Source organism: Kribbella sp. NPDC051586, from assembly GCF_044453965.1.
Classification (GTDB): domain Bacteria; phylum Actinomycetota; class Actinomycetes; order Propionibacteriales; family Kribbellaceae; genus Kribbella.
This window is the reverse complement of record NZ_JBITDF010000003.1, coordinates 1506152-1525481: the sequence shown is the minus strand read 5'-3', so window position 1 is coordinate 1525481 and position 19330 is coordinate 1506152. Positions and strand designations below refer to the sequence as shown.

Annotated in this window: 20 protein-coding genes; 8 read left to right on the top strand and 12 right to left on the bottom strand. The window is 69.3% G+C overall.

Going from position 1 to position 19330, the window contains the following annotated elements:
- Window positions 1-3 precede the first annotated feature (3 nt).
- Window positions 4-627 (bottom strand): TetR/AcrR family transcriptional regulator, encoded by a 624-nt coding sequence (locus ACIA58_RS26000; protein ID WP_396406361.1) that lies wholly within the window; start codon window positions 625-627, stop codon window positions 4-6.
- Between the two features lie 90 nt (window positions 628-717).
- Between ACIA58_RS26000 and ACIA58_RS25995 the strand changes: the two genes are divergently transcribed.
- Entirely contained in the window at window positions 718-1467 is a 750-nt protein-coding gene (locus ACIA58_RS25995; RefSeq protein ID WP_396406360.1) for an SDR family NAD(P)-dependent oxidoreductase, read from the top strand.
- 168 nt (window positions 1468-1635) lie between these two features.
- Here the strand turns inward: ACIA58_RS25995 and ACIA58_RS25990 are convergent, their stop codons facing one another.
- The gene (locus ACIA58_RS25990) at window positions 1636-2262 is read right to left on the bottom strand and encodes a VOC family protein (RefSeq protein WP_396406359.1); all 627 of its coding nucleotides are present in this window, start codon (window positions 2260-2262) and stop codon (window positions 1636-1638) included.
- 126 nt (window positions 2263-2388) lie between these two features.
- Here ACIA58_RS25990 and ACIA58_RS25985 point away from each other — a divergent pair, with 126 nt between their 5' ends.
- On the top strand, window positions 2389-4104 hold the full coding sequence (locus ACIA58_RS25985; RefSeq protein WP_396406358.1) for a cation:proton antiporter: 1716 nt from the start codon (window positions 2389-2391) through the stop codon (window positions 4102-4104).
- On the opposite strand, the gene ACIA58_RS25980 is transcribed toward ACIA58_RS25985, so the two are convergent.
- Window positions 4101-4850, bottom strand: a complete 750-nt coding sequence (locus ACIA58_RS25980) for a dienelactone hydrolase family protein (RefSeq protein WP_396406357.1) — start codon at window positions 4848-4850, stop codon at window positions 4101-4103. The genes ACIA58_RS25985 and ACIA58_RS25980 overlap by 4 nt on opposite strands.
- 184 nt (window positions 4851-5034) lie before the next feature.
- On the bottom strand, window positions 5035-6435 hold the full coding sequence (locus ACIA58_RS25975) for a sulfatase (protein ID WP_396406356.1): 1401 nt from the start codon (window positions 6433-6435) through the stop codon (window positions 5035-5037).
- A gap of 64 nt (window positions 6436-6499) precedes the next feature.
- On the opposite strand from ACIA58_RS25975, the gene ACIA58_RS25970 reads away from it, so the two are divergent.
- From ACIA58_RS25970 to ACIA58_RS25960, 3 genes are read left to right on the top strand one after another with little or no spacing between them, the layout of a single operon-like run.
- Window positions 6500-7654, top strand: a complete 1155-nt coding sequence (locus tag ACIA58_RS25970; protein ID WP_396406355.1) for an ROK family protein — start codon at window positions 6500-6502, stop codon at window positions 7652-7654.
- The gene (locus tag ACIA58_RS25965; RefSeq protein ID WP_396406354.1) at window positions 7630-9102 is read left to right on the top strand and encodes a sulfatase-like hydrolase/transferase; all 1473 of its coding nucleotides are present in this window, start codon (window positions 7630-7632) and stop codon (window positions 9100-9102) included. The genes ACIA58_RS25970 and ACIA58_RS25965 overlap by 25 nt, the downstream gene beginning before the upstream one ends.
- Window positions 9099-10688 (top strand): alpha-L-arabinofuranosidase C-terminal domain-containing protein, encoded by a 1590-nt coding sequence (locus ACIA58_RS25960; protein WP_396406353.1) that lies wholly within the window; start codon window positions 9099-9101, stop codon window positions 10686-10688. Before ACIA58_RS25965 ends, ACIA58_RS25960 begins: the two co-directional genes overlap by 4 nt.
- Here the strand turns inward: ACIA58_RS25960 and ACIA58_RS25955 are convergent.
- The 6 genes from ACIA58_RS25955 to ACIA58_RS25930 form a co-directional block, all read right to left on the bottom strand.
- A complete protein-coding gene (locus ACIA58_RS25955; RefSeq protein ID WP_396406352.1) occupies window positions 10678-11253 on the bottom strand; it encodes a GNAT family N-acetyltransferase in 576 nt (191 codons plus the stop codon). The two genes, ACIA58_RS25960 and ACIA58_RS25955, sit on opposite strands and share 11 nt — an antisense overlap.
- Window positions 11250-12842 carry a RecQ family ATP-dependent DNA helicase gene (locus tag ACIA58_RS25950; RefSeq protein ID WP_396406351.1) on the bottom strand — a complete coding sequence of 531 codons (1593 nt, stop codon included), beginning with the start codon at window positions 12840-12842 and terminating at the stop codon, window positions 11250-11252. Before ACIA58_RS25950 ends, ACIA58_RS25955 begins: the two co-directional genes overlap by 4 nt.
- Window positions 12843-12871: 29 nt before the next feature.
- Complete coding sequence (locus tag ACIA58_RS25945; RefSeq protein WP_396406350.1) at window positions 12872-13543, bottom strand: DNA-3-methyladenine glycosylase family protein; 672 nt, start codon at window positions 13541-13543, stop codon at window positions 12872-12874.
- A gap of 63 nt (window positions 13544-13606) precedes the next feature.
- On the bottom strand, window positions 13607-14182 hold the full coding sequence (locus tag ACIA58_RS25940) for a dihydrofolate reductase family protein (RefSeq protein ID WP_396406349.1): 576 nt from the start codon (window positions 14180-14182) through the stop codon (window positions 13607-13609).
- Between the two features lie 84 nt (window positions 14183-14266).
- Window positions 14267-14986, bottom strand: a complete 720-nt coding sequence (locus ACIA58_RS25935) for a class I SAM-dependent methyltransferase (RefSeq protein WP_396406348.1) — start codon at window positions 14984-14986, stop codon at window positions 14267-14269.
- A 43-nt stretch (window positions 14987-15029) separates the two neighbouring features.
- On the bottom strand, window positions 15030-15677 hold the full coding sequence (locus ACIA58_RS25930; protein ID WP_396406347.1) for a VOC family protein: 648 nt from the start codon (window positions 15675-15677) through the stop codon (window positions 15030-15032).
- Between the two features lie 153 nt (window positions 15678-15830).
- On the opposite strand from ACIA58_RS25930, the gene ACIA58_RS25925 reads away from it, so the two are divergent.
- Complete coding sequence (locus ACIA58_RS25925) at window positions 15831-16769, top strand: helix-turn-helix domain-containing protein (RefSeq protein WP_396406346.1); 939 nt, start codon at window positions 15831-15833, stop codon at window positions 16767-16769.
- A 2-nt stretch (window positions 16770-16771) separates the two neighbouring features.
- Here ACIA58_RS25925 and ACIA58_RS25920 read toward each other — a convergent pair whose 3' ends face one another.
- The gene (locus tag ACIA58_RS25920) at window positions 16772-17461 is read right to left on the bottom strand and encodes a GAF and ANTAR domain-containing protein (protein WP_396406345.1); all 690 of its coding nucleotides are present in this window, start codon (window positions 17459-17461) and stop codon (window positions 16772-16774) included.
- 172 nt (window positions 17462-17633) lie between these two features.
- On the opposite strand from ACIA58_RS25920, the gene ACIA58_RS25915 reads away from it, so the two are divergent.
- Both ACIA58_RS25915 and ACIA58_RS25910 read left to right on the top strand, forming a co-directional pair.
- Window positions 17634-18293: a transglycosylase SLT domain-containing protein gene (locus ACIA58_RS25915; RefSeq protein ID WP_396406344.1), complete on the top strand. Its 660-nt coding sequence runs from the start codon at window positions 17634-17636 to the stop codon at window positions 18291-18293.
- Between the two features lie 11 nt (window positions 18294-18304).
- Entirely contained in the window at window positions 18305-18934 is a 630-nt protein-coding gene (locus ACIA58_RS25910) for a DUF1684 domain-containing protein (protein ID WP_396406343.1), read from the top strand.
- On the opposite strand, the gene ACIA58_RS25905 is transcribed toward ACIA58_RS25910, so the two are convergent.
- The gene (locus tag ACIA58_RS25905) at window positions 18914-19330 is read right to left on the bottom strand and encodes a hypothetical protein (RefSeq protein ID WP_396406342.1); all 417 of its coding nucleotides are present in this window, start codon (window positions 19328-19330) and stop codon (window positions 18914-18916) included. The genes ACIA58_RS25910 and ACIA58_RS25905 overlap by 21 nt on opposite strands.

Sequence of the window (19330 nt, the reverse complement as noted above, 5' to 3'; positions counted from 1 at the left end):
CTACTAACGGGTCAAGGCGCGCAGATGCTCGATCATCGTGTCGACGGCGATCCGCAGCGGAGCAGGATCACGGCGTACCTGGCTCAGCAGCAGACCGCCCTGAACCGCGGCGAGCATCGCGACGGCGAGCGCGGCAGGATCGGCGGACCCGGCCAGCTCGCCGCGCTGCTGCATCTCGGTCAGGCCGCCCCGGATCAGCGCCTCCCACTGTGTGAAGGCAGCGTCCAGCTGGGTCCGCGCGACCGGATCGCTCTCGGCCACGTCGACCGCGAGTGATCCGAGCGGGCAGCCGCCGACGCACTGCATCTCGGTCAGGATGCCGACCATCAGGTCACGCCAGTGGCCCAGCGAGTCGATGGTGTCGAGCCGGCCCAGACAGTCCTGCTGCACGTCCAGGACATACGTCGTCTGGTGATCGATCACGGCCGAGACCAGCGCGTCCTTGCCGGGGAAGTAGTGGTACAGCTGCGAGGCGCTCACGCCGGCCGCGGCCTGGATGTCCTCGATGCTGGTCCGGGCGACGCCGTGCTCCAGCATCAGCCGCGCGGCCGCGGTCACGATCCGGTCCCGCGTCGCCTGTCCCTTCCTCGTCAATCGCTTGGTCGGTCGGGGCGCGATCTCCGTCATACCTCCACCGTACGGATTTTGGAGTTGATACTCCAATTTCTGCGGTGAATTCTTGGAGCAATCACTCCAATACTGAGGATCGGAACCGATATGACACAGGACTTCGCCGGCCGGACAGCACTCGTGACCGGGGGCAACAGCGGGATCGGCCGGGCCGTGGCCGAGCAGCTCGCGCGGCGTGGCGCGCACGTCGTGATCAGCGGGCGGGACGTCGCGCGCGGTACCAAGGCGGCCGAGGAGATCCGGGCCGGGGGCGGTACGGCGGACTTCGTCCGGGCCGATCTGGCCGACCTGGAGGATGTGCGGTCGCTGGCCAAGCAGGCGATCGAGCTCGGCGGCGGGAAGGTCGACGTACTGGTCAACAATGCCGGGATCTTCCCGTTCGGGCCGACGGCCGAGCTGGCGGACAGCGACTTCGACGCGGTGTACGCCGTGAATGTGCGGGCGCCGTTCTACCTGGTCGCCGAGCTCGCCCCGGGGATGGCGGCCCGGGGATCCGGCGCGATCGTCAACGTGACCACGATGGTCGCGTACTTCGGGATGGCCGGCATGGCGGCGTACGGCTCGAGCAAGGCGGCCGTGGAACTGCTGACCAAGGCGTGGGCCGCCGAGTTCGGTGCGGCCGGTGTCCGGGTGAACGCGGTCAGCCCCGGCCCGACGCGCACCGAGGGCACCGCGGTGATGGGCGACAACCTCGACGGCCTGGCCGGCACGACCCCGCTGCAACGGGTCGGCCGGCCCGAGGAGATCGCCGCGGGCATCGTCTTCCTCGCCTCCGACGAGGCCTCACTGATCCACGGCGCCACCCTGCCGATCGACGGCGGCCGCCTCGCGGTCTGAAAGAGGAAAGATCTCGCCGAGTCGTGGAGAGGGGTTCTGAGAATCTGCCTTGATCCACGACTCGGCGTTCGGGATCGGGACCATTCGCCACGACTCGGCGAGGCTGCGCGCCAGGGGCACGGTCAAACCCGCGGCTGAACGCCGAAGCCAGCCGGCACCCATCGACACTTATTGCGGAAGCTCGGTGCCGGTGCCTTCGGCGAACATGTAGGCGGCGTACCAGGCCGGCCAGTTCTCGTCCGCCTCGCCGGTGCGGGCCTCGTGCTCGCCGTGGGCGGCGGCCGCGCGCTTCAGCGCGGCTTCGAGGTCCTCGACCGACCTGTACGTCGACTCCTCGACGCGCCCGGGCAGCCGGGTGGTGACCTCCTGCAGCAGCCAGGTGTTGCCGTCGGGGTCGCTGAACGTGGCGAACGAGCTGTAGCTGGACCGCTCGTCCGCCGGCCCGTCCACCCGCCCGCTCGCATCGGCGACCTCGAACTGCGCACCGGGCGCGCCCGGGTGGAAGACGTCGCTGACCTTGGCTCCGTGCGCGAGCAGCTCCGACCGTGCCGCGTCGACATCGGTGACGACCAGGTAGAGCCCCTGCGCCGTACCGGGCGTGGCCGACGTGATGTCCGTACCGAACTGGACCGAGGCCGGGGAACCCGGCGGCGTGAACTGGATGACGCGGAACCCGTTGTCGAAGGCGAAGTCCGCATCGAGCCGCCAGCCGAGGCCGCTGTAGAACTCCTTCGACCGGTCGGCGTCGGCCACCGGAATGACTACGGCCTCGAACTTCAGGTCGGTGCTGCTCATGACGTCCTCCAGAGATGTTCTCGGTTCGTTGACGCCTAATCTGCCGCCCCGGGGCCGCGATGACACCAGTGAGAATCCCTGGTCATTACCCTGGCACGCCAGGGCCTGCCTCTAGAGTGCCGTCGTGTGGACCATCAGTTCGTGCTGATTGCCGGTGCGGGGCTCGCGATCATGATCGCGGCGTCGGTGTTCGCGCGGCGGACGGGGCTGGCGGCGCCACTGCTGCTGGTGGCGCTCGGGATCGGCGCGAGCTACCTGCCGAGTACGCCGGCGATCCACATCGATCCGGAGATCATCCTCGCGGGCGTCCTCCCGCCGCTGCTCTACGCGTCGGCGGTCCAGCTGCCGGTCCTTGACGTACGGCGGAACGCCGGGCTGATCGCGTGGCTGTCGGTCGTGATGGTGATCGTGTCGGCGCTCACGATCGGGGCGTTGGTGCACGCGGTGGTCCCGAGCATCTCGTTCGCGCTGGCGACCGCGCTCGGCGCCGTGGTGAGCCCGACCGACGCGGTCGCGGCGACCGCGATCGGGCATCGCGTCGGGTTGCCGCCCCGGCTGATGACCGTGCTCGAAGGCGAGAGTCTCGTCAACGACGCGTCGGCGCTCGTCGTGCTCCGTACGGCGGTTGCCGCCCTCGCCGTCACCACGCACTTCAACCTCGGGCGCTCGGTCCTCGACTTCGCCTGGGCGGTCGTCGGCGCGATCCTGATCGGGCTGGTCGTCGGAGTGCTCACGGTACGGCTGCGGCAACGGCTCGACGATCCGGTCCTCAACACGACGATCTCGTTCGCCGTACCGTTCCTCGCCTACTTCCCGGCAGAGGAACTGAAGGCCTCCGGCGTCCTCGCCGTGGTGATCGCCGGCTTGCTCACCGGCGCCGTCGGGAGCCGGAGGTTCAGCGCCCGCGATCGGCAGACGCAGGCGACGACGTGGACGACGATCAGTTTCATCCTGGAGAGCGGCGTCTTCCTTGCGATGGGCTACCAGCTGCCGGAGCTCGTCAACGACGCCCGCAGAGAGACGACGGTCGGCCAGATCACGGGGCTCGTGCTGCTGGTGGTCGGTCTGCTGGTCGTACTGCGGTTCCTCGGGCTGGCCTGGCCCGCGCTGCAGTTCCGGTTCGGCGCGAACAATCGCACCGAGCAGACGCGGGCCAAGCTGAGCCAGTTCGAAGAGCGCCTGGACGCGATGGAGCCGTCGGGGGACCGGGAGGAGAGCCGCCTGGCCTGGGCCCGCAAGCGGCTTGCGCGCGGACACGCGGACGCGGACTTCGAGGAGCGCGAGCCGATCACGGCCCGCGGCATGCTGGTGCTCGCCTGGGCCGGGATGCGCGGCGTCGTCACGGTGGCCGCCGCGCAGACCATTCCGGTCGGTACGCCGCACCGCGCGACCGTCGTACTCGCCGCGTTCATCGTCGCGCTGATCACGCTCGTGCTGTTCGGGCTCTCGCTGCCCGCGGTGATCGCGCGGATGCGCTTCCGCCCGGAGACCGCCGAGGAGAAGCGGGACTCCGTGCAGGCGCTGATGCGGCAGATCGGCGAGGCCGCGATCGACATGCTCGGCCCGCTCGAGGAGCAGACCGTCGACGGCGAACCCCTCGACCCGGCCGCGGTCAGCGCGCTGAAGGACCGGATCGTGCCCCGCCTGGTGTCCGGGAGCCGGCAGCTCCGGGACACCAAGCCGGACACTCGCGAACAGATGGCCGTCCTCCAGCGACGGTATCTGGACGCGATGCGCGAAGCCCTCGAGGCCGAGCGGAGCATCGGTGCGTACAGCTCAGCTACCTACCGCCAGGTCCAGGGCTTCCTCGACACCTTCGAGCAGCGCTTCACCACCTCCTAACGCAGGTGGCGGGTGAAGAACCGGAGCATGCTGTCGGCCTCGAACCTCGGGACCTCTTTGTGAGCGCCCGAGTTCGCGTGCAGGCTCTTCTCCGGTGACGCGAACGCGTCGAACAACGCCATCGCGGACTGGCGTGGGATGTGCTGGTCGTCCCACTGCAGGGCGAACTCGACCGGCACCTTGATCCGGCGCGCCTGCTCGGCGAGCGTCTCGTCGTACCAGAAGATGCCGAACACCGCGGCCGCGATCCGCGGATCGTTCGCCGTCAGCGGGATGCCGATCGCGGTGCCCATGTTGAGCCCGAAGTACCCGAACGGACCCTCGATCCCGGGGAGTTGCTCGAGCGCGTCGAGGGTTGCCCGCCACTCGGGTACGGCGCGCTCGGCGAGGTGGAGGTTGTAGGGGACAACGATCGGGCCGACGGGTTCGCCGACCTCCATCGCGTGCTGCATCGCGACGGTCTCCCGCTCGTCGAGTGCCGTCCGCGGCCGGTCGCCGTGGCCGGGAGCGTCGATGGACACGGCGTGGAACCCGGCCGCGGTGAGCATCCGGGCCCGGCCGACCATCGGGGCCGCCTTGCTGTCGCGCCCGCCGCCGTGACCGAGAAGGACGCATCGGGCCGGCGCCGTGGCTGGTCCGGCGCCGACGGGCGACCAGAGCATGCCGTGGACGTCGCCGAGGGTGAACTCGCGCTCGAGGACGCCGTTCGTGGTGGTGGTGCTGATGAACTGCAGAGAAGTAGTCATGATCGTGCCTTTCCAGGAGTGCCTGCCTGTCGGCGCTCCTGGCGACACCTACTTCGGTCGCCGCTCCGTGACGGTGAGAGGGAGCACCCATCTCGATCCAGCGCGCATGGTGCTCACCTCCTCCTGTGATGTCACGTTCGCCGGGTACGGTACTCGCCGGCCGGCCAGGCCTGCCACCGAATTTTCACCAGTCGGCGACGCGCTCCTGGCTGCGGTCCTCGGTGGCGACCAGGACGTCGAGCAGGAACTCCTGCAGCTCGGTGCGGATGTCGCGGTGCAGTGGATCGTCCCAGAGGTTCTGCTGCTCGGCCGGGTCTGCGCCGAGGTCGTACAGCTCGCCGGTGCGGTCGCGGGAGGTCGCGGGGAAGCCGTGCTGGACGACGAGCTTCCACTGGTCGCGGCGGAGCATGGTGAGGTGGACCGGGGGATCGTACGGGTGGCCGCTGTTGCGGTACTCGCTCAGCGCCCAGCCGCGGCCGGTCGCCCGGTTGGTGGCCAAGGGCAACAAATCCTGACCCTGGCCGCGCGGCTCGAGGCCTGCGGCGGTGAGGATGGTCGGGGCGAGGTCGATCCATTGGACGAGCCCGGCGCAGCGGGTGCCGGCCTCGATCTCGGTGGGCCAGCGCAGGATGAGCGGGACGCGGATCGCCTGCTCGTACATCATCGGGCCCTTGAGCATGAGCTGATGGTCGCCGAGCATCTCGCCGTGGTCGCTGGTGAAGACGACCAGGGTGTTGTCGGCCAGGCCCTCGGCGTCGAGCGCGTCCAGGATGCGGCCGACCTCGTCGTCGACGAGGGTCACCATGGCGTAGTACGCCGCCTTGACCTCTTGGAGCTCGTCCGGGGTGTACGACGTGTAGCCGCGGGCGTGTCCGGCGTACGACGCCTTCGACGCCTCGGTCTGGATCGGGGGCTTGCCGGCGAGATCGTCGGGGATCGGGCGGGTAAGTGCCTTCTCGCGGTACCGGCGTACGTAGTCGTCGGGGGCGCCGAAGCCGTGGTGGGGGTCGAAGAAGTTCGCGATGAAGAGGAAGGGCTTGTCGCGATCGCGGGAGTGGGTGAGGAAGTCGATCGTCTGGTTGCCGATCCAGCGGCTGTAGTGGAGGTCGGTCGGGAGCGTGTCGTAGTCGACGTCCTGCCCGGCCAGGTCCGGGCGGAGGGTGTGGAGCCAGCGGTGGTACTCGTTCTCGGAGGAGCCCGGGTACGGGTCGTGGGCCCAGCGGAAGACGCGGAAGCCGTCGTCGTGGCGCTTCTCGGAGCGGCCGCCGAAGCAGGCGTTCAGGTGGAACTTGCCGACGAGTCCGCAGTCGTAGCCGGCGTCGGCGAGGTCCTTGCTGAACAGGCGCTCGTCGTCGGGCAGGCCGACGCCGTTCGCCCACAGGCCGTGGGCGTGGACGTACCGACCGGTCATCAGGCTCGCGCGGGAGGGGGCGCAGACCGGGCTCTGGACGTAGCAGTTCTCGAACACGGCGCCCTGGGTGGCGAGGCGGTCGAGGTTCGGCGTCTCGATCTCGTCGTTGCCGTAGGCCCCCAGTGCGGAGAACCGTTGCTGGTCGGTGCAGAGGAGCAGGACGTTGGGCGGCATGCGTCCCAGTGTATTAAATCCGGACTGTTGACAAAAATGCGCCACACCGACCAGAGTCGGATTCGTGGGAACCACGTCGCCCGGTCCGCTGCGCCTGCTCCGGGAATCACACGAGGAGCGGGTCCTCACTGCCCTACGCACCCAAGGCCCACTCACCCGGGCCCAACTGACCACCCGCACGAACCTCTCCCGAGCCACCCTTTCCTCGATCGTCCAGACCCTCCTCGCCAAGCAAGCCGTCACCGAGGCGGCGGCCGGTGGACCCACGGGTGAGGCGGTGGAGGTGGCCGCCGGCCGGGTTCGCGGGCGCGGGCGGCCGGTGTCGTTGGTCGGGTTGAACCCGGCGGGTGGGCTTGCGGTGGGGATGGACCTGGGGCACCGGCGGATTCACGTGACTGTCGCGAACGTCGCGCACGAGATCGTCGCATCGGACGGGATCACGTGTGCGGAACGCACGCCATGGGCGCGGCGGGTCGAGCTCGCGATCGGGCTGGTTGATGAGCTGACCGCCCGCCACCAGCTCTCACTCGCGTCGCTCGCCGGGCTTGGAGTAGGAGTTGTCGGTCCCGTTCCACCAGCCGGTACATCCGACCGGAGCGCGCTGGTGCGCGATGAGCTGGCTGCGCGGTTCGGCGTACCGGTGTTCGTGGACAACAACACTCGGCTTGCCGCGTTGGCGGAGGCTACCTGGGGCGCCGGGGCCGGGGTGGAGAGCGTGCTGTACCTGCGGCTCTCGTACGGCGTCGGTGGCGGGCTGGTGCTGGGTGGGCGTCTGCTGGCCGGGGCCGGGGGAGCGGCAGGGGAACTGGGTCACATCAGCGTCGACCGCGACGGGCCGCGGTGCTCGTGTGGCGGTCGCGGTTGCCTGGAGCAATATCTGTCCGGTCTGATCGACGAGTACGGCGGCTTCGAGAAGCTGATCCAGGCCCGAGACTCGATGACGACCGTGGCGACCCGCATCGGGGAGGTCCTGGCTGCGGCTTGCAACACCGTCAACCCGGAGGCGGTCGTCGTCGGCGGTGAGATGACCGGCGCCGGGGAGGATCTGTTCGACCCGCTCCGCGCAGCCCTCCGCGAGTACACCCACACACAGGTCCACCGCAGCCTGCGAGTCGAGCAAGCAGCGCTCGGGTACGACGCCGCCGCCCGCGGCGGGATCGCGCTCGTGCTCACCACCCCACCCGAGGAGGCCGAGTGGCGAAGAACATCCTGCTCCTGATGACCGACCAGCACCGCGTCGACACATTAGGGTGCTACGGCAACCAAATCTGCGAGACCCCGTCGCTCGACGCCCTCGCCGCGTCCGGCACCCGCTTCACCAACGGCTTCACCCCGACCGCGATCTGTACGCCGGCCCGCGCCACCCTGCAGACCGGCGTACTCCCGTACCGCCACACCCTGCTCGCGAACTACGAACGCAACGTCGGCTACCGCGAAGAGCTCGACGACACGTTGCCCGTCTTCGCCCACTACCTGCCGGACTACCAACGCGGCCACGTCGGGAAGTGGCATGTCGGCAAGGACAAAGGCCCGCGCGACTTCGGCTACGAAGGCGAGCACTACCCGGGCTGGGGCAACGCCGTCGATCATCCCGACTACCTCAGCTACCTCGCCGAGCACGGCTACCCACCGTTCAGCGTACGCAACCCCGTCCGCGGGACCTTCGCCAACGGCGAGCCGGGCAACCTGCTGGCCGGCATCCTCGAGCAGCCGGTCGAGGCGACGTTCGAGTACTTCCTCGCCGAGCGCACCATCGAGCAACTCCGCCGCTTCGCCGCCGACGGCCGCCCGTTCTACCTCACCTGCAACTGGTTCGGCCCCCACCTGCCGTACCTCCTGCCCGAGGACTACTACTTCCGGTACGACGCCGCGCGGGTCGAGCTCCCCGCCTCGGTCGCCGAAACCTTCGCCGGCAAACCACGCGTCCAGCAGCACTACTCGTCGCACTGGACCTACGACAGCATCGGCCCCGACCGCTGGCGCGAGCTCGTCGCGGCGTACTGGGGGTACGTCACGCTCATCGACGAGCAGATCGGCCGCATCGTCGCCGTCGTCGGCGAACTCGGACTAACCGACGACACCGCCGTACTGTTCACCGCCGACCACGGCGAGTTCACCGGCGCACATCGCCTGCACGACAAGGGACCGGCGATGTACGACGACATCTATCGCGTTCCGCTGATCGTCAGTGTCCCGGGTCTGCCGGCCGGGCAGGTCGAGGACGCGTTCGCGACCTTGACCGACCTGACGCCGACGTTCCTCGAGCTGGCCGACGTCGAGCCGCCGGAGCACTACCAGGGCCGGTCGCTGCTGCCGTTGATCGCGGGGGAGCGTCCCGGCGACTGGCCGACGGAGGTCGTCGCCGAGTTCCACGGCCACCACTTCCCGTATCCGCAGCGGATGATCCGGACCGACCGCTACAAGCTCGTCGTCAACCCGGCCGACGTCAACGAGCTGTACGACCTGTCCACCGATCCGGACGAACTGCACAACCGCTACCGGCATCCCGAACTGGCGGCGGTACGCCGTGAGCTGACAACCCGCCTGTACGACGTACTCCGGGAGCGTGGCGACAACTTCTACCACTGGATGACCTCGATGTTCGAGGTCGGCGGCAAGAGCTACGACACCGCGCTCAGCGCACTCGACCAGGAGGCAAGCCGGTGACTGAGCCCGCACAGATCAACGTCCGGCCCGACCGGAGCCACTCCATCGATCCGATGATCTACGGCCATTTCCTGGAGTCGGCCTTCTTCGGCAACATCCAGGGCGGCGTCTTCGACGAGGGCTCTCCGCTCGCGTACGACGGGAACGACGTACGCAGTGGTCTGCGGACGGACGTGATCAAGCTGTGCCAGGAGCTGGGTCTCCCGATCGTGCGCTGGCCGGGCGGCAACTTCACGTCGGCGTACCACTGGGAGGACGGGATCGGCCCGCGCGCGTCCCGGCCGCGGCGGCTCGAGCTGGCCTGGGGCTCCGAGGAGGACAACCACTTCGGCACCGACGAATTCCTTGCCTGGTGCCTCGAGGTCGGCACGGAGCCGTATCTCGCCCACAGCTGCCGCGATGTCGACGAAGCGGTGCGCTGGGTCGAGTACACCAACTACGGCGGCGACACGGAGTACACCCGCAAGCGTGGGCGGGAGCCGTACGGCGTGAAGTACTGGGGACTGGGCAACGAGGTGTACGGCGACTGGCAGATGGGGCATCGCAGCGCCGAGGCCTACGCCGCCGATGCCGCCGAGAACGCCCGCTTCATGCGAGCAGTCGACCCGGGGCTGAAGTTCATCGGCGTCGGGAAGCTGGACGAACGCTGGACCGAGACCGTACTAGGTGCCGTCGGCAACCAGATCGACTATCTGTCGTTCCACCTGTACGGCTCGACGACCCAGCTGGTCGACGGTGCGACGGAGTACGACGAGATCGTTGCCCAGTCACTCTATTTCGAGCAGCAGATCGTGGAGTACTCCGACCTGGTCGCGGCACGCGCGAGGCGACCGATCGGGCTCGCGCTGGACGAATGGAACATCCGCCACGTCGAACCGGCCGGTTGGCCCGTCCCGCGGCCGTCCGACGACGGGGGCACCGTCGCGCGCGACGTCGACGGCCTGCCGACGTACCCGGCGCATCGGGTGAACCGCTGGAGCCCGAGAACGCTCGCCGACGCGCTGTTCTACGCCGGTGTCTTCCACGCACTGCACCGGGCCGCCGGCCGCGAGGTCCCGGTGACGATGGCCAACACGGTCAATCTGCTCAATGCCAACGGTGTCGTCGTCGCCCGCCCGGGTGGTGCCGTCCGAGCGGCGACCTACCACGTCTGGGATCTCTACCAGAACCACCTCGGACCGATCGCGCTCGACGCCGACGTACGCTCGCCGAGCCGCCTCGCAGCCGTTCGCCAGGGTGACGAGCGGGACCGCCAGGGCGACTTCCGGACGCGCCCAGCCACCGTCCCGGACCTCGACGTCTCGGCGACTCGATCCACCGACGGCAAGACGCTCCAACTGGCCGTCATCAACCGTCACCGCGACGCGGCGATCCGCGCCGGCCTGACGCTCGACGGCCATCGAGACGCCTTGCCGACGCGGGCCGGCGTGAAACAACTGGGGGCCGACGACGTCCTCGCCTCCAACACCCTCAGCCACCCGGACCAGGTCGTACTCCGCGACCTCGGGGTGATCGACCTGCCCGACAGCAGCTACGAGTTCCCGCCGCACAACATCACGTTGCTGTCGTTCGCACTCAGGGGCTGATGTCGAAGCGCATCAGGATACGGGGGTGGCCGGCCAGGACGGAGGTCGTGTCGGCGGACTTGGTGAAGCCGGCCTGCTCGAAGTTCTTGCGGATACCGGCGTACGCCATGGTGAGGTCGACCTTCTCGTCGCCGTTGTCGAGGGGATAGGCTTCGACGACCGGGGCACCGTTGGCGCGGGCGAAATCGACGGCGCCGGCGATGAGTGCGTGGGAGATGCCCTTGCCCCGATGGCCGGGACGGACCCGGATGCACCAGAGCGACCAGACCGGCAGATCGTCGACGTGCGGGATCTTCCGGTTGCGGGCGAAGTTCGTCGCCGCGCGCGGTGCGATCGCGGCCCAGCCGACCGGGGTGTCCCCGTCGTACGCCAGGACTCCGGGTGCGGGCCTCGCGTTGCACAGCTCGGCGACGTACTCAGCGCGGGCCTGACCCTTGAGCGAGTTGTTCAGCTTCGACGGGATGCGGTAGCTCAGGCAGAAACAGACCGTCGCGGTCGGCGACTTCGGGCCGATGACCGCGCGGACGTCCTCGAAGACAGTCGCGGGACGTACGTCGATCGTCATTCGGCTTCCAGGAGCTGGTTGTGGATCATGAACGCGGTGCGGAGTTCCTTGTAGCCGAGGCGATCGAACAGGACGGTCATCGTCGTGCCGTCGTAGTGCTCGACCAGACCGGGCCCGAAGGTCCGGTGGGTGACACGGCTGCCGACCGGGAACGGCTGCTCCTCGGGCGGCGCCGCCGTACGACCCGCCAGATCGTTGTCGCAGTTCCCGCACGGGCCGTCGTACTGCTCGCCGAAGTAGCTCAGCAGCCACTCGCGGCGGCAGCCGCCGTACTCCGCGTACGTCGACATCATCTCGACCCGGGACCGGGCGACCTCACGGCGATCGTGCTCGACGGCGGACGCGGCGGCGACGGCCTTGTCGACGTCGACGCGCGGGGCCAGGTGGAACTGGTGGCCGATGGCAACAACCCGCGCGTCGGTCAGCCGGCCGAGCGCGCGCTCGACCCGGGCGGCGCTGAGGTGGGTCGCGGCGGCCAGGTCGGCGATGTTCGCGGGCCGGTGCTCGTGGATGGCGCTCGCGACGGCGAGCAGGTCCTCGTCGGTGACGCCGCCCGAGGCGAAGAAGCGGTTCAGGCCGAGGTCGGCGTGCCGGAAGAAAAGCTCGATGTCGGCCGGTTCGCCGTCGCGGCCCGCGCGGCCGATCTCCTGGTAGTAGGCGTCGATCGACGCCGGCGCCTCGGCGTGACTGACCCAGCGGATGTCGGGCTTGTCGATCCCCATCCCGAACGCGATCGTCGCCACCACCACGCGGCAGTCGCCGGCGAGGAACGTGTCCTGCACCTCGCGACGCTGCTTGGCCGACAGCCCGGCGTGGTACGCCTGCGCGGACACGCCGGCGGTATTGAGATCACTCGCGAGCTCCTCGGCGTGCCGGTGCGTGGCGACGTACACGATGCCTGGGCCGCGGGCCGACCGGACGTGGCTCAGCAGGCGGCGGTTCTTGGTGTCGTCGTCGGCGAACGTGAACACGGCGAGGTTGAGGTTCGGCCGGTCGAACCCGCCGACGACGACCACCGGCTCGGTCAGCTCGAGCCGGTGCACGATCTGCTTGCGCACCGGCGGGGCGGCCGTCGCGGTCAGGGCAAGCACCGGCGGACGCCCCATCGCGTGAATCGCGGCTGCCAGCCGGAGGTAGTCCGGCCGGAAGTCCTCACCCCACTCACTCACCAGGTGCGCCTCGTCCACCGCGACCAGCCTCGGCCGGGAGGCGGCCAGCAGCTCGAGTACGTCGGCATGCGTCAGCTGCTCCGGCGACATCAACACGAATCCCGGCCCGCCACTGACCAGCAGCTCCCGCGCCGCCCGTCCACCGGCACGGTCGGTCGCATTCAGCTCAGCAACCTCGACGCCGCCTTTGGACAGCGCCCGCAGCTGGTCGCGCTGGAGCGCCACGAGAGGGCTCACGACGACCGTCACGCCGCCGAGTGCCAGCCCGGCGAGCTGGTAGATCGCGGTCTTACCCGTCCCGGTGGCGAGGACCGCAAGCGTGTCGCGTCCGTCGAGCACCGCGCGCACGGCGTCCTCTTGGCCCGGCCGCAGCGCGTCGAACCCGAGCCGCTCCCGGGCCAGGCCGGCGATATCGCTCATCGATCTCTCATCGACACATCACCGCGCCATCATCCCTCCGCCCGACGGACCGCTCGCCAGCGCCAGAGATACAGCCCGGCCAGCGTGCGCTGCGGCCGCCACGCCTTCCCCAGCTCCTCGACCTCGGCAGGCTTGGGCAGCTCGGACAAGCCGTACGCCGTCTCGACGGTCCGCCGGATCTCCAGGTCTCCGACGGCGAGCACATCCGGCCGGCGCAGGTGGAAGATCAGGAAGATCTCCGCCGTCCATCGCCCGATCCCTTTGATCGCGGTGAGCTGAGCGACCACCTCGTCGTCCGGGAGATCCGGCAGCTTGTCCAGCTCCAGCTCGCCCGAGATCACGTGCTCGGCCAGCGACCGGAGCGAAGCGGTTTTGGCATGCGACAAGCCCACCGCGGTCCGGAGCTCGTCAGGCTCGTCGGCCAGCAGCTCCTCGGGCGTGGGCGCGCGACCGCCGTACCGCTCGACAATCCGCCGGAAGATGGCCTGAGCGGCGAGGTTCGAGATGTTCTGCCCGACGATCGCCCGCAGGAGTACGCCGTAGTGCTCGGAGGGCAGATCGGGCACGCCGGTGTCAGGGCTGTCCGACAACGGTGTGCCCTCGGCCCGGATCACGTCGTCGACAATCTTCGCCAGCACCGGATCGACCCGACGCAAGTAGTCCTCGGGGGTTTCACCGGGCATGGCGTGCCGTCCGGGCATGTGGTGGTTCCTCGAGTCTCCCCATGCCGGAACCGTAGAGCACGGCCCGGACAATCCGGTGAGTCAGTGCTTGACGTCGTAGACGAGTTTCTGGATGCCGTTGGGGTAGGAGGCGCTGGCGGCGAGGGTCAGGTTCAGCTTGTCGCGGTCGGCGTCGCTGAAGAGACGCTTGCCGGCGCCGAGGAGGACGGGGAAGACGAGCAGGTGGTAGCGGTCGATCAGGCCCGCGTCGGAGAGGTTGCGGTTGAGGGTGGCGCTGCCGTTGACGATGATCGGGCCGCCCTCGGTCTCCTTGAGCGCGGCGACGTCGTCGAGCGATCGCAGGATGGTGGTCTCGCCCCAGTTCGCCACCAGGTCGCTGTCCTGCAGTGTGGTCGACACGACGTACTTAGGCATCGCGTTGTAGCCGGCGAAGTCCTCGGTCATCCCCGGCCAGACCGGCGCGAACGACTGGTAGCTGACCCGGCCGAGCAGCAGCGCGGTCGCCTCGGCCTGCTCGCTGCCCTTGATCTCGTACGCGGCCTCGTCGAACGGGACGTCCTTGAAGGTCCAGCCCGAGTTCCGGTAGCCCGGCTCGCCGCCGGGAGCCTCGACGACACCATCGAGAGAGACGAAGGCGGTGGTGATGAGGGTACGCATCTGATGCTCCTTGGTCGATTGACTGCCTATGCCACCGCGTCGAGCAGCACCCGGCGGATGCGACACACCAAGATGTGACGCGCGTCACTCGGCCCGGATGATCCAGGCGGCCGAGTCGAACAGGACGCCGTTGCCGGTGTCGTGAGCCGCGAGCGTCGCACGCAAGGCCTCCCGCGCCTTCTCGGCGGCCACGGGCGAGAGCTCTGCCAGCAGCGCCTGCGGCTCACGGAGCCGGAGCACGTTGTCGTACGCCGTCTCGGCATCGGCGCCGTAGTAGAGCCGCTCGCGAACCGACGTGAAGCTCGACCCGGCGAACCCCGCGGCTGTCAGGATCTCCCGCGTGACGGTCTCCGAACCGAGCGCGAACGGCGACTCGTCCCGGAACGTCCCGCCGATCGCCTCCGGAATCATCCGCGCCCACTCGTTGTCCGCGCGCGGCTGCCACACCAGCGCCACGAGCCGGCCACCTGGACGGAGCGCCCGCCGCAGATTGGTGAAAGCGCCGACCAGGTCCTCGAAGAACATCACGCCGAACCGGCTGATGATCAGGTCGAAAGACTCGAAGTCGTACGTCGCGGCGTCGGCCAGCAGATAGGTCACGTTCGGCAACGGTTGACGGCGGGCGTGTTCGAGCATCCGCTCCGAGAGGTCGACACCGAGCACCCGCGCCGCATCGGCCGCCGCGTCCCGCGTTGTCTGCCCGCCACCGCAGCCGACGTCGAGCACCCGGTCTTCGGCCCGGACCGCACACGCCGCCTGGAAGTGCGGGCGGTAGAACTGCATCTCGGCGTCGTAGTCGAACACGACCCCCAGGCTAGACGCGCGACAGGCTGGCGTTATGGGGCGGCTACGCGGCGGGCAGGAACACGACGCGGTTGCCGTCTGGATCCTGTGCGTCGGCGCCGGGCTTCGAGGCAGTCAGGCCGAGGTGATCGATCGACGCCTTGGCTGTCGGCACGAGCTTCACCGCATCCGCGCCCAGCCGGAACGTGTCGTCGGCGACGCGCTGCATGCCCAGATGAGTGCCGTAGAACTCGACCGCCGCGTCGACGTCGGGCGCGGCCAGGCCGACGTACGACAGGCCCTGCACCGGACCCGAGGTGATCGGCGGGACGCGGAACTCCTCGGAGCGCTGCAGCAGCTCGACCCGGACGCCGTTCGGGTCGGACAGGAACGCGAGTCGCCCCTGACCGCTGCCCGCGACCCGGGGCGAGGAGATCTCGCCGTACCCGAGCGCCGTCAACCGGGCGTAGTCGCCGTCGAGATCGTCGGTCATGAAGCCGACGTGGTTCAGCCCGTACGTCGCCTGTGGGTCGGACGCCTCGTGGTGGAGCAGTTCGACCAGGCCCGTGGCGACCTGCAGATGCACCCGGTGGACCCGCGAATTGGTCATGAACAACCGGTCGACCACCTCCGCGCCGAGGCGGTCGTAGAACGACAAGCTCGCATCGAGATCCTGCACCCGGCCGCCGACGTGGTTCAGCTCGTAGATCACCCGCTCACTCTAGCAAGCGCTTTCCAATGTGTCGCCGGCGCTCGGCGGCTGTCGGGCAACGCCTGATTGAAACAAACGCATGGCTACCTGGCGCTAAGAATCGGAGGCCATGCGCCGGTGGTGAAGCGGGCGGTCGGCATGCACTATGGGCCGATGGAGTCGATGCATTTCGAGAGCAGGGACCTCGCCAAGACGGAGGAGTTCCTCAACCGCGCCTACACCAAGATGCAGATCGGTGGCCGGGCGAGCGACGTACGGACGCGGATCTCACGGGCGGCCGCGGACTCGATCAGCATCGACCGGCTCGAGATCGGCTTCGAGATGAGCTACGACGCCGATCCGCTCGGCAAGATCTGCCTGTGCGAGGTGGTGTCGGGCAGCATCGAGGACCACGCCACCGACGGGTGGGAGGACGGATTCGGGCCGGGGGACCTGGTTTCGTTCGCGCCGCCGGACCGGTCGTACGCGGGCAAGGTCTGCCGGTCGGGGTACACCATCACGATGTTCGATCCCGCGCTGCTGACCCGGGTCGCGGGCGCCGGCCGCAAGGACGACGCGCCGGTCCGGCTGCTGTCGCACCGGCCGCACTCCCGCCCGGCGGCCCGCCATCTGTCCAGGACGATCGCCTACATCGGCGATCAGGTGCTGCCCAATCCCGCCGTCCAGGCATCTCCGTTGGTGCTCGCGTCGGTCTCGCAGTTGCTCGCCTCGAGCGTGCTCGCAGCCTTCCCGAACACCGCGATGGACGAACGGGGCAGCGCCGACCCGCGTCCCAGTACGGTCCGGCGGGCGCTGGCCTTCATGGAGTCGCACCTCGATCAGGCCATCACGATCGCCGACATCGCGGCCGCGGCCGGCGTCACCGTCCGGGCGGTGCAGACGGCCTTCCAGCGACACGTCGGGGCGACGCCACTCGGCGAGCTGCGCCGGCTGCGGCTGGCCGAGGTCCGTTCGGAGCTGGTGGCTGCCGTTCCGGCCGAGCGCACGGTCGCCGAGATCGCGGTCCGTTGGGGCTTCCATCATCACGGCCGGATGGCGGCGGCGTACCTCGAGCAGTACGGCGAACTGCCGAGCACCACGCTGGCCCGGTAAGGCTAAGGCAGCCTGCGGGTGTCGATCAGCTGCTGAGCGACGTCACGCAGCTTGGTGTTGGTGTCCTGCGAGTACCGCTTCAGGACGGCGAACGCCCGTTCCCCGTCGATGTCGAAGCGTTCCATCAGGATCCCCATCGCCTGCCCGACGAGCTTCCGGGCATCGATCGCCTGCGCCATCGTCGCCTCGTGGCGGGCGGACGCGAGCGCGACCGACGCGTGCCGGGCCAGGATGTGCGCGACCGCCTCGTCGTCGGCGGCGAAGGCGTCCGGATCCGGGCTGTACAGACCCAGCACACCGACCGTCCTGCTGGTCGCCAGCGGTACGTCGAGAACGCTGCGGACCCCGAGCGCCGCGACCTTCGCCGCCCACTCCGGCCAGCGATCGTCGGCGAGCGTGTCCCGGATCAGCACCGGCCGCCGCTCCCGCATCGCGGTCATCAGCGGGCCGCTCTGGTGGTCGATCTGCAGCCCGTAGACCTCGGCGACCACGGGGTCGGTGACCGCCGCGATCTCCGGCCGCGCGCCGCGGGCGGTCAGGGCGATGCCGGCGTACGTGCAGCTGAGTGCCTGCAAAGCGAACTGGACGACGGCGTCGACCGTCTCCTCGAGCCCGGTCGCGTCGTGCAACTCGACCGCGAGGTGGGCGAACGCCGAGGCGGCGCTCTCCTCGGTCGGGTCCATCAGAGTCATCTGGGGGTCGTCCCTCTACTGAACGGCAGAGGGTGGCCCCCCTCCGGACCACCCGGCTGCCGTCGTCACATCATGCGGCCAGGATGTCCGCGTCGGCGCGGATCTGCCGCAGTTGGTGGAAAAGTTGCGTTCCTTGGACAGCGAGGCTTCGCCGTACGGCTAAGTTGGTGGGGTGCAGGTGGCGAAGCGCTGGTCGTGGGTGGCGGTCGGGGTCCTTCTGGTCGGCGTCTGGGCGGCGTGCTCGGACAAGGACCCCAAGCCGGTTTCCGCGCCGAAGACGCAGCCGACAGCCACCAAGCCGGCGCCATCGGCGGCCTCCGCCACGAGCGCGAAGCCCTGGTATGACGACTACGATCCGGCCCGGTTCGCGCCCGAGGTACGCCGTTACGCCAAGCAAGCCGGGATCAACCCACAGTTGCTGATGGCAATCTTGTACAACGAGGCCTACAAGCCGCACGACCCGAAGTTCGAGCGGCAATGGGCCCAGGTCGACTCCGACCCGGCGTTCGGGATCGCCAACATGCACCGCCCCGCGTTCGACGAGACCAAACGCGGGCGGGACTTCGCGAAGCGCAAGTGGGAGGAGTTGCCGGACAACCCGGCGCTCGCGGTCGAGGCCGCCGCGTGGCACCTGCACGATCTGGCCGGGCGGCTGCCGAGCAAGCGCGCCGGCCTCTACACCAAGGACGAACTGCTTGCCCTCGGCTACAACGCCGGCGGCGGCAACATGCGGATCTTCGCCCGCGGCCGGAAGGCCGGCTCGCAGGCCCGGTCCTACCTGGACCGCCTGCACGACAACTGGGCGAAGTCCGCGCAAGCCCTCAAGAGCTAACGGGAGACATAGTGGATTTCGCCGTACCCGCGCTGGCCGTCGCCGATTGGCGGCGGCGCGTGTTCGCGCTGTACCAGTCGGTCCGCGCCGAAGGCGACCCGGTCGCCGGACACGCACTGTGGCGGGCCGGCCGGGACGACCTCCTGATGAATCACCCGGCCTCGCCGGTGCCGCTCGACCAGCGTTCGGCGTACAGCGGTGCGCCGGTGGGTGCCTATCGCCCTGAGTTGCGGTTCGACGCGGTGATCGACACCGACGTGAAGCCGGATCGGTGGGAGTTCGAGTCGGCCACCGACGGCGTGATCCCGTTCTCACTGGTCGGCGTACTGCACCTGCCGGGGGTCGGGGACCTCGACGTGTGGTGGCTGGAGTCGTACGGCGGGGGTCTCTTCGTCCCGCTCAAGGACAGCCTGGCCGGCAGGTCGACGTACGGCGGCGGCCGCTACCTGATCGACAGCGTCAAGGGTGCCGACCTCGGCGGCGACCTCACCGAGGGGCGACTCGTCGTCGACCTGAACTTCGCCTACAACCCGTCGTGCGCCTACAGCCCCGAATGGACCTGCCCGCTCGCCCCGGCCACCAACCGGGTCGACGTCGAGCTGCCGGTGGGGGAGCTGACTTCAGCTCCCGCCGACCTCTAGCGCCGTCAGCAGGACCAGCACGACGGTGATCACGGCGAACAGCCCGTGCCCGCCGACGATCGCGACCGGGAAGTGTTTCTCGGCCGGAGCGTCCGCGGCGGCTGCGGCCCGGTTCCGGTACGTCGGCAGCCACCGACGGAACATGGCCAGACCGAGCAGAGCCACCGGGACGAGCAGGACGAATGCGATCCAGGCCAGCGTGTCGTTGTCGACGATCACGTAGATGATCCACAGGACCAGCCCGATGGCGGCCAGGGCGAAGTGGCTGAAGATCAGCGCGGGCCGGAAGCGGCTCGTGCTGGGCTTGTTCGGCCCGCCCTTGCTGATCCAGGTGAACAGCAGGTAGAAGCCGCCGAGGGCGGTGATGAGCCAGGTGATGAGTGCTGCGATACCCAT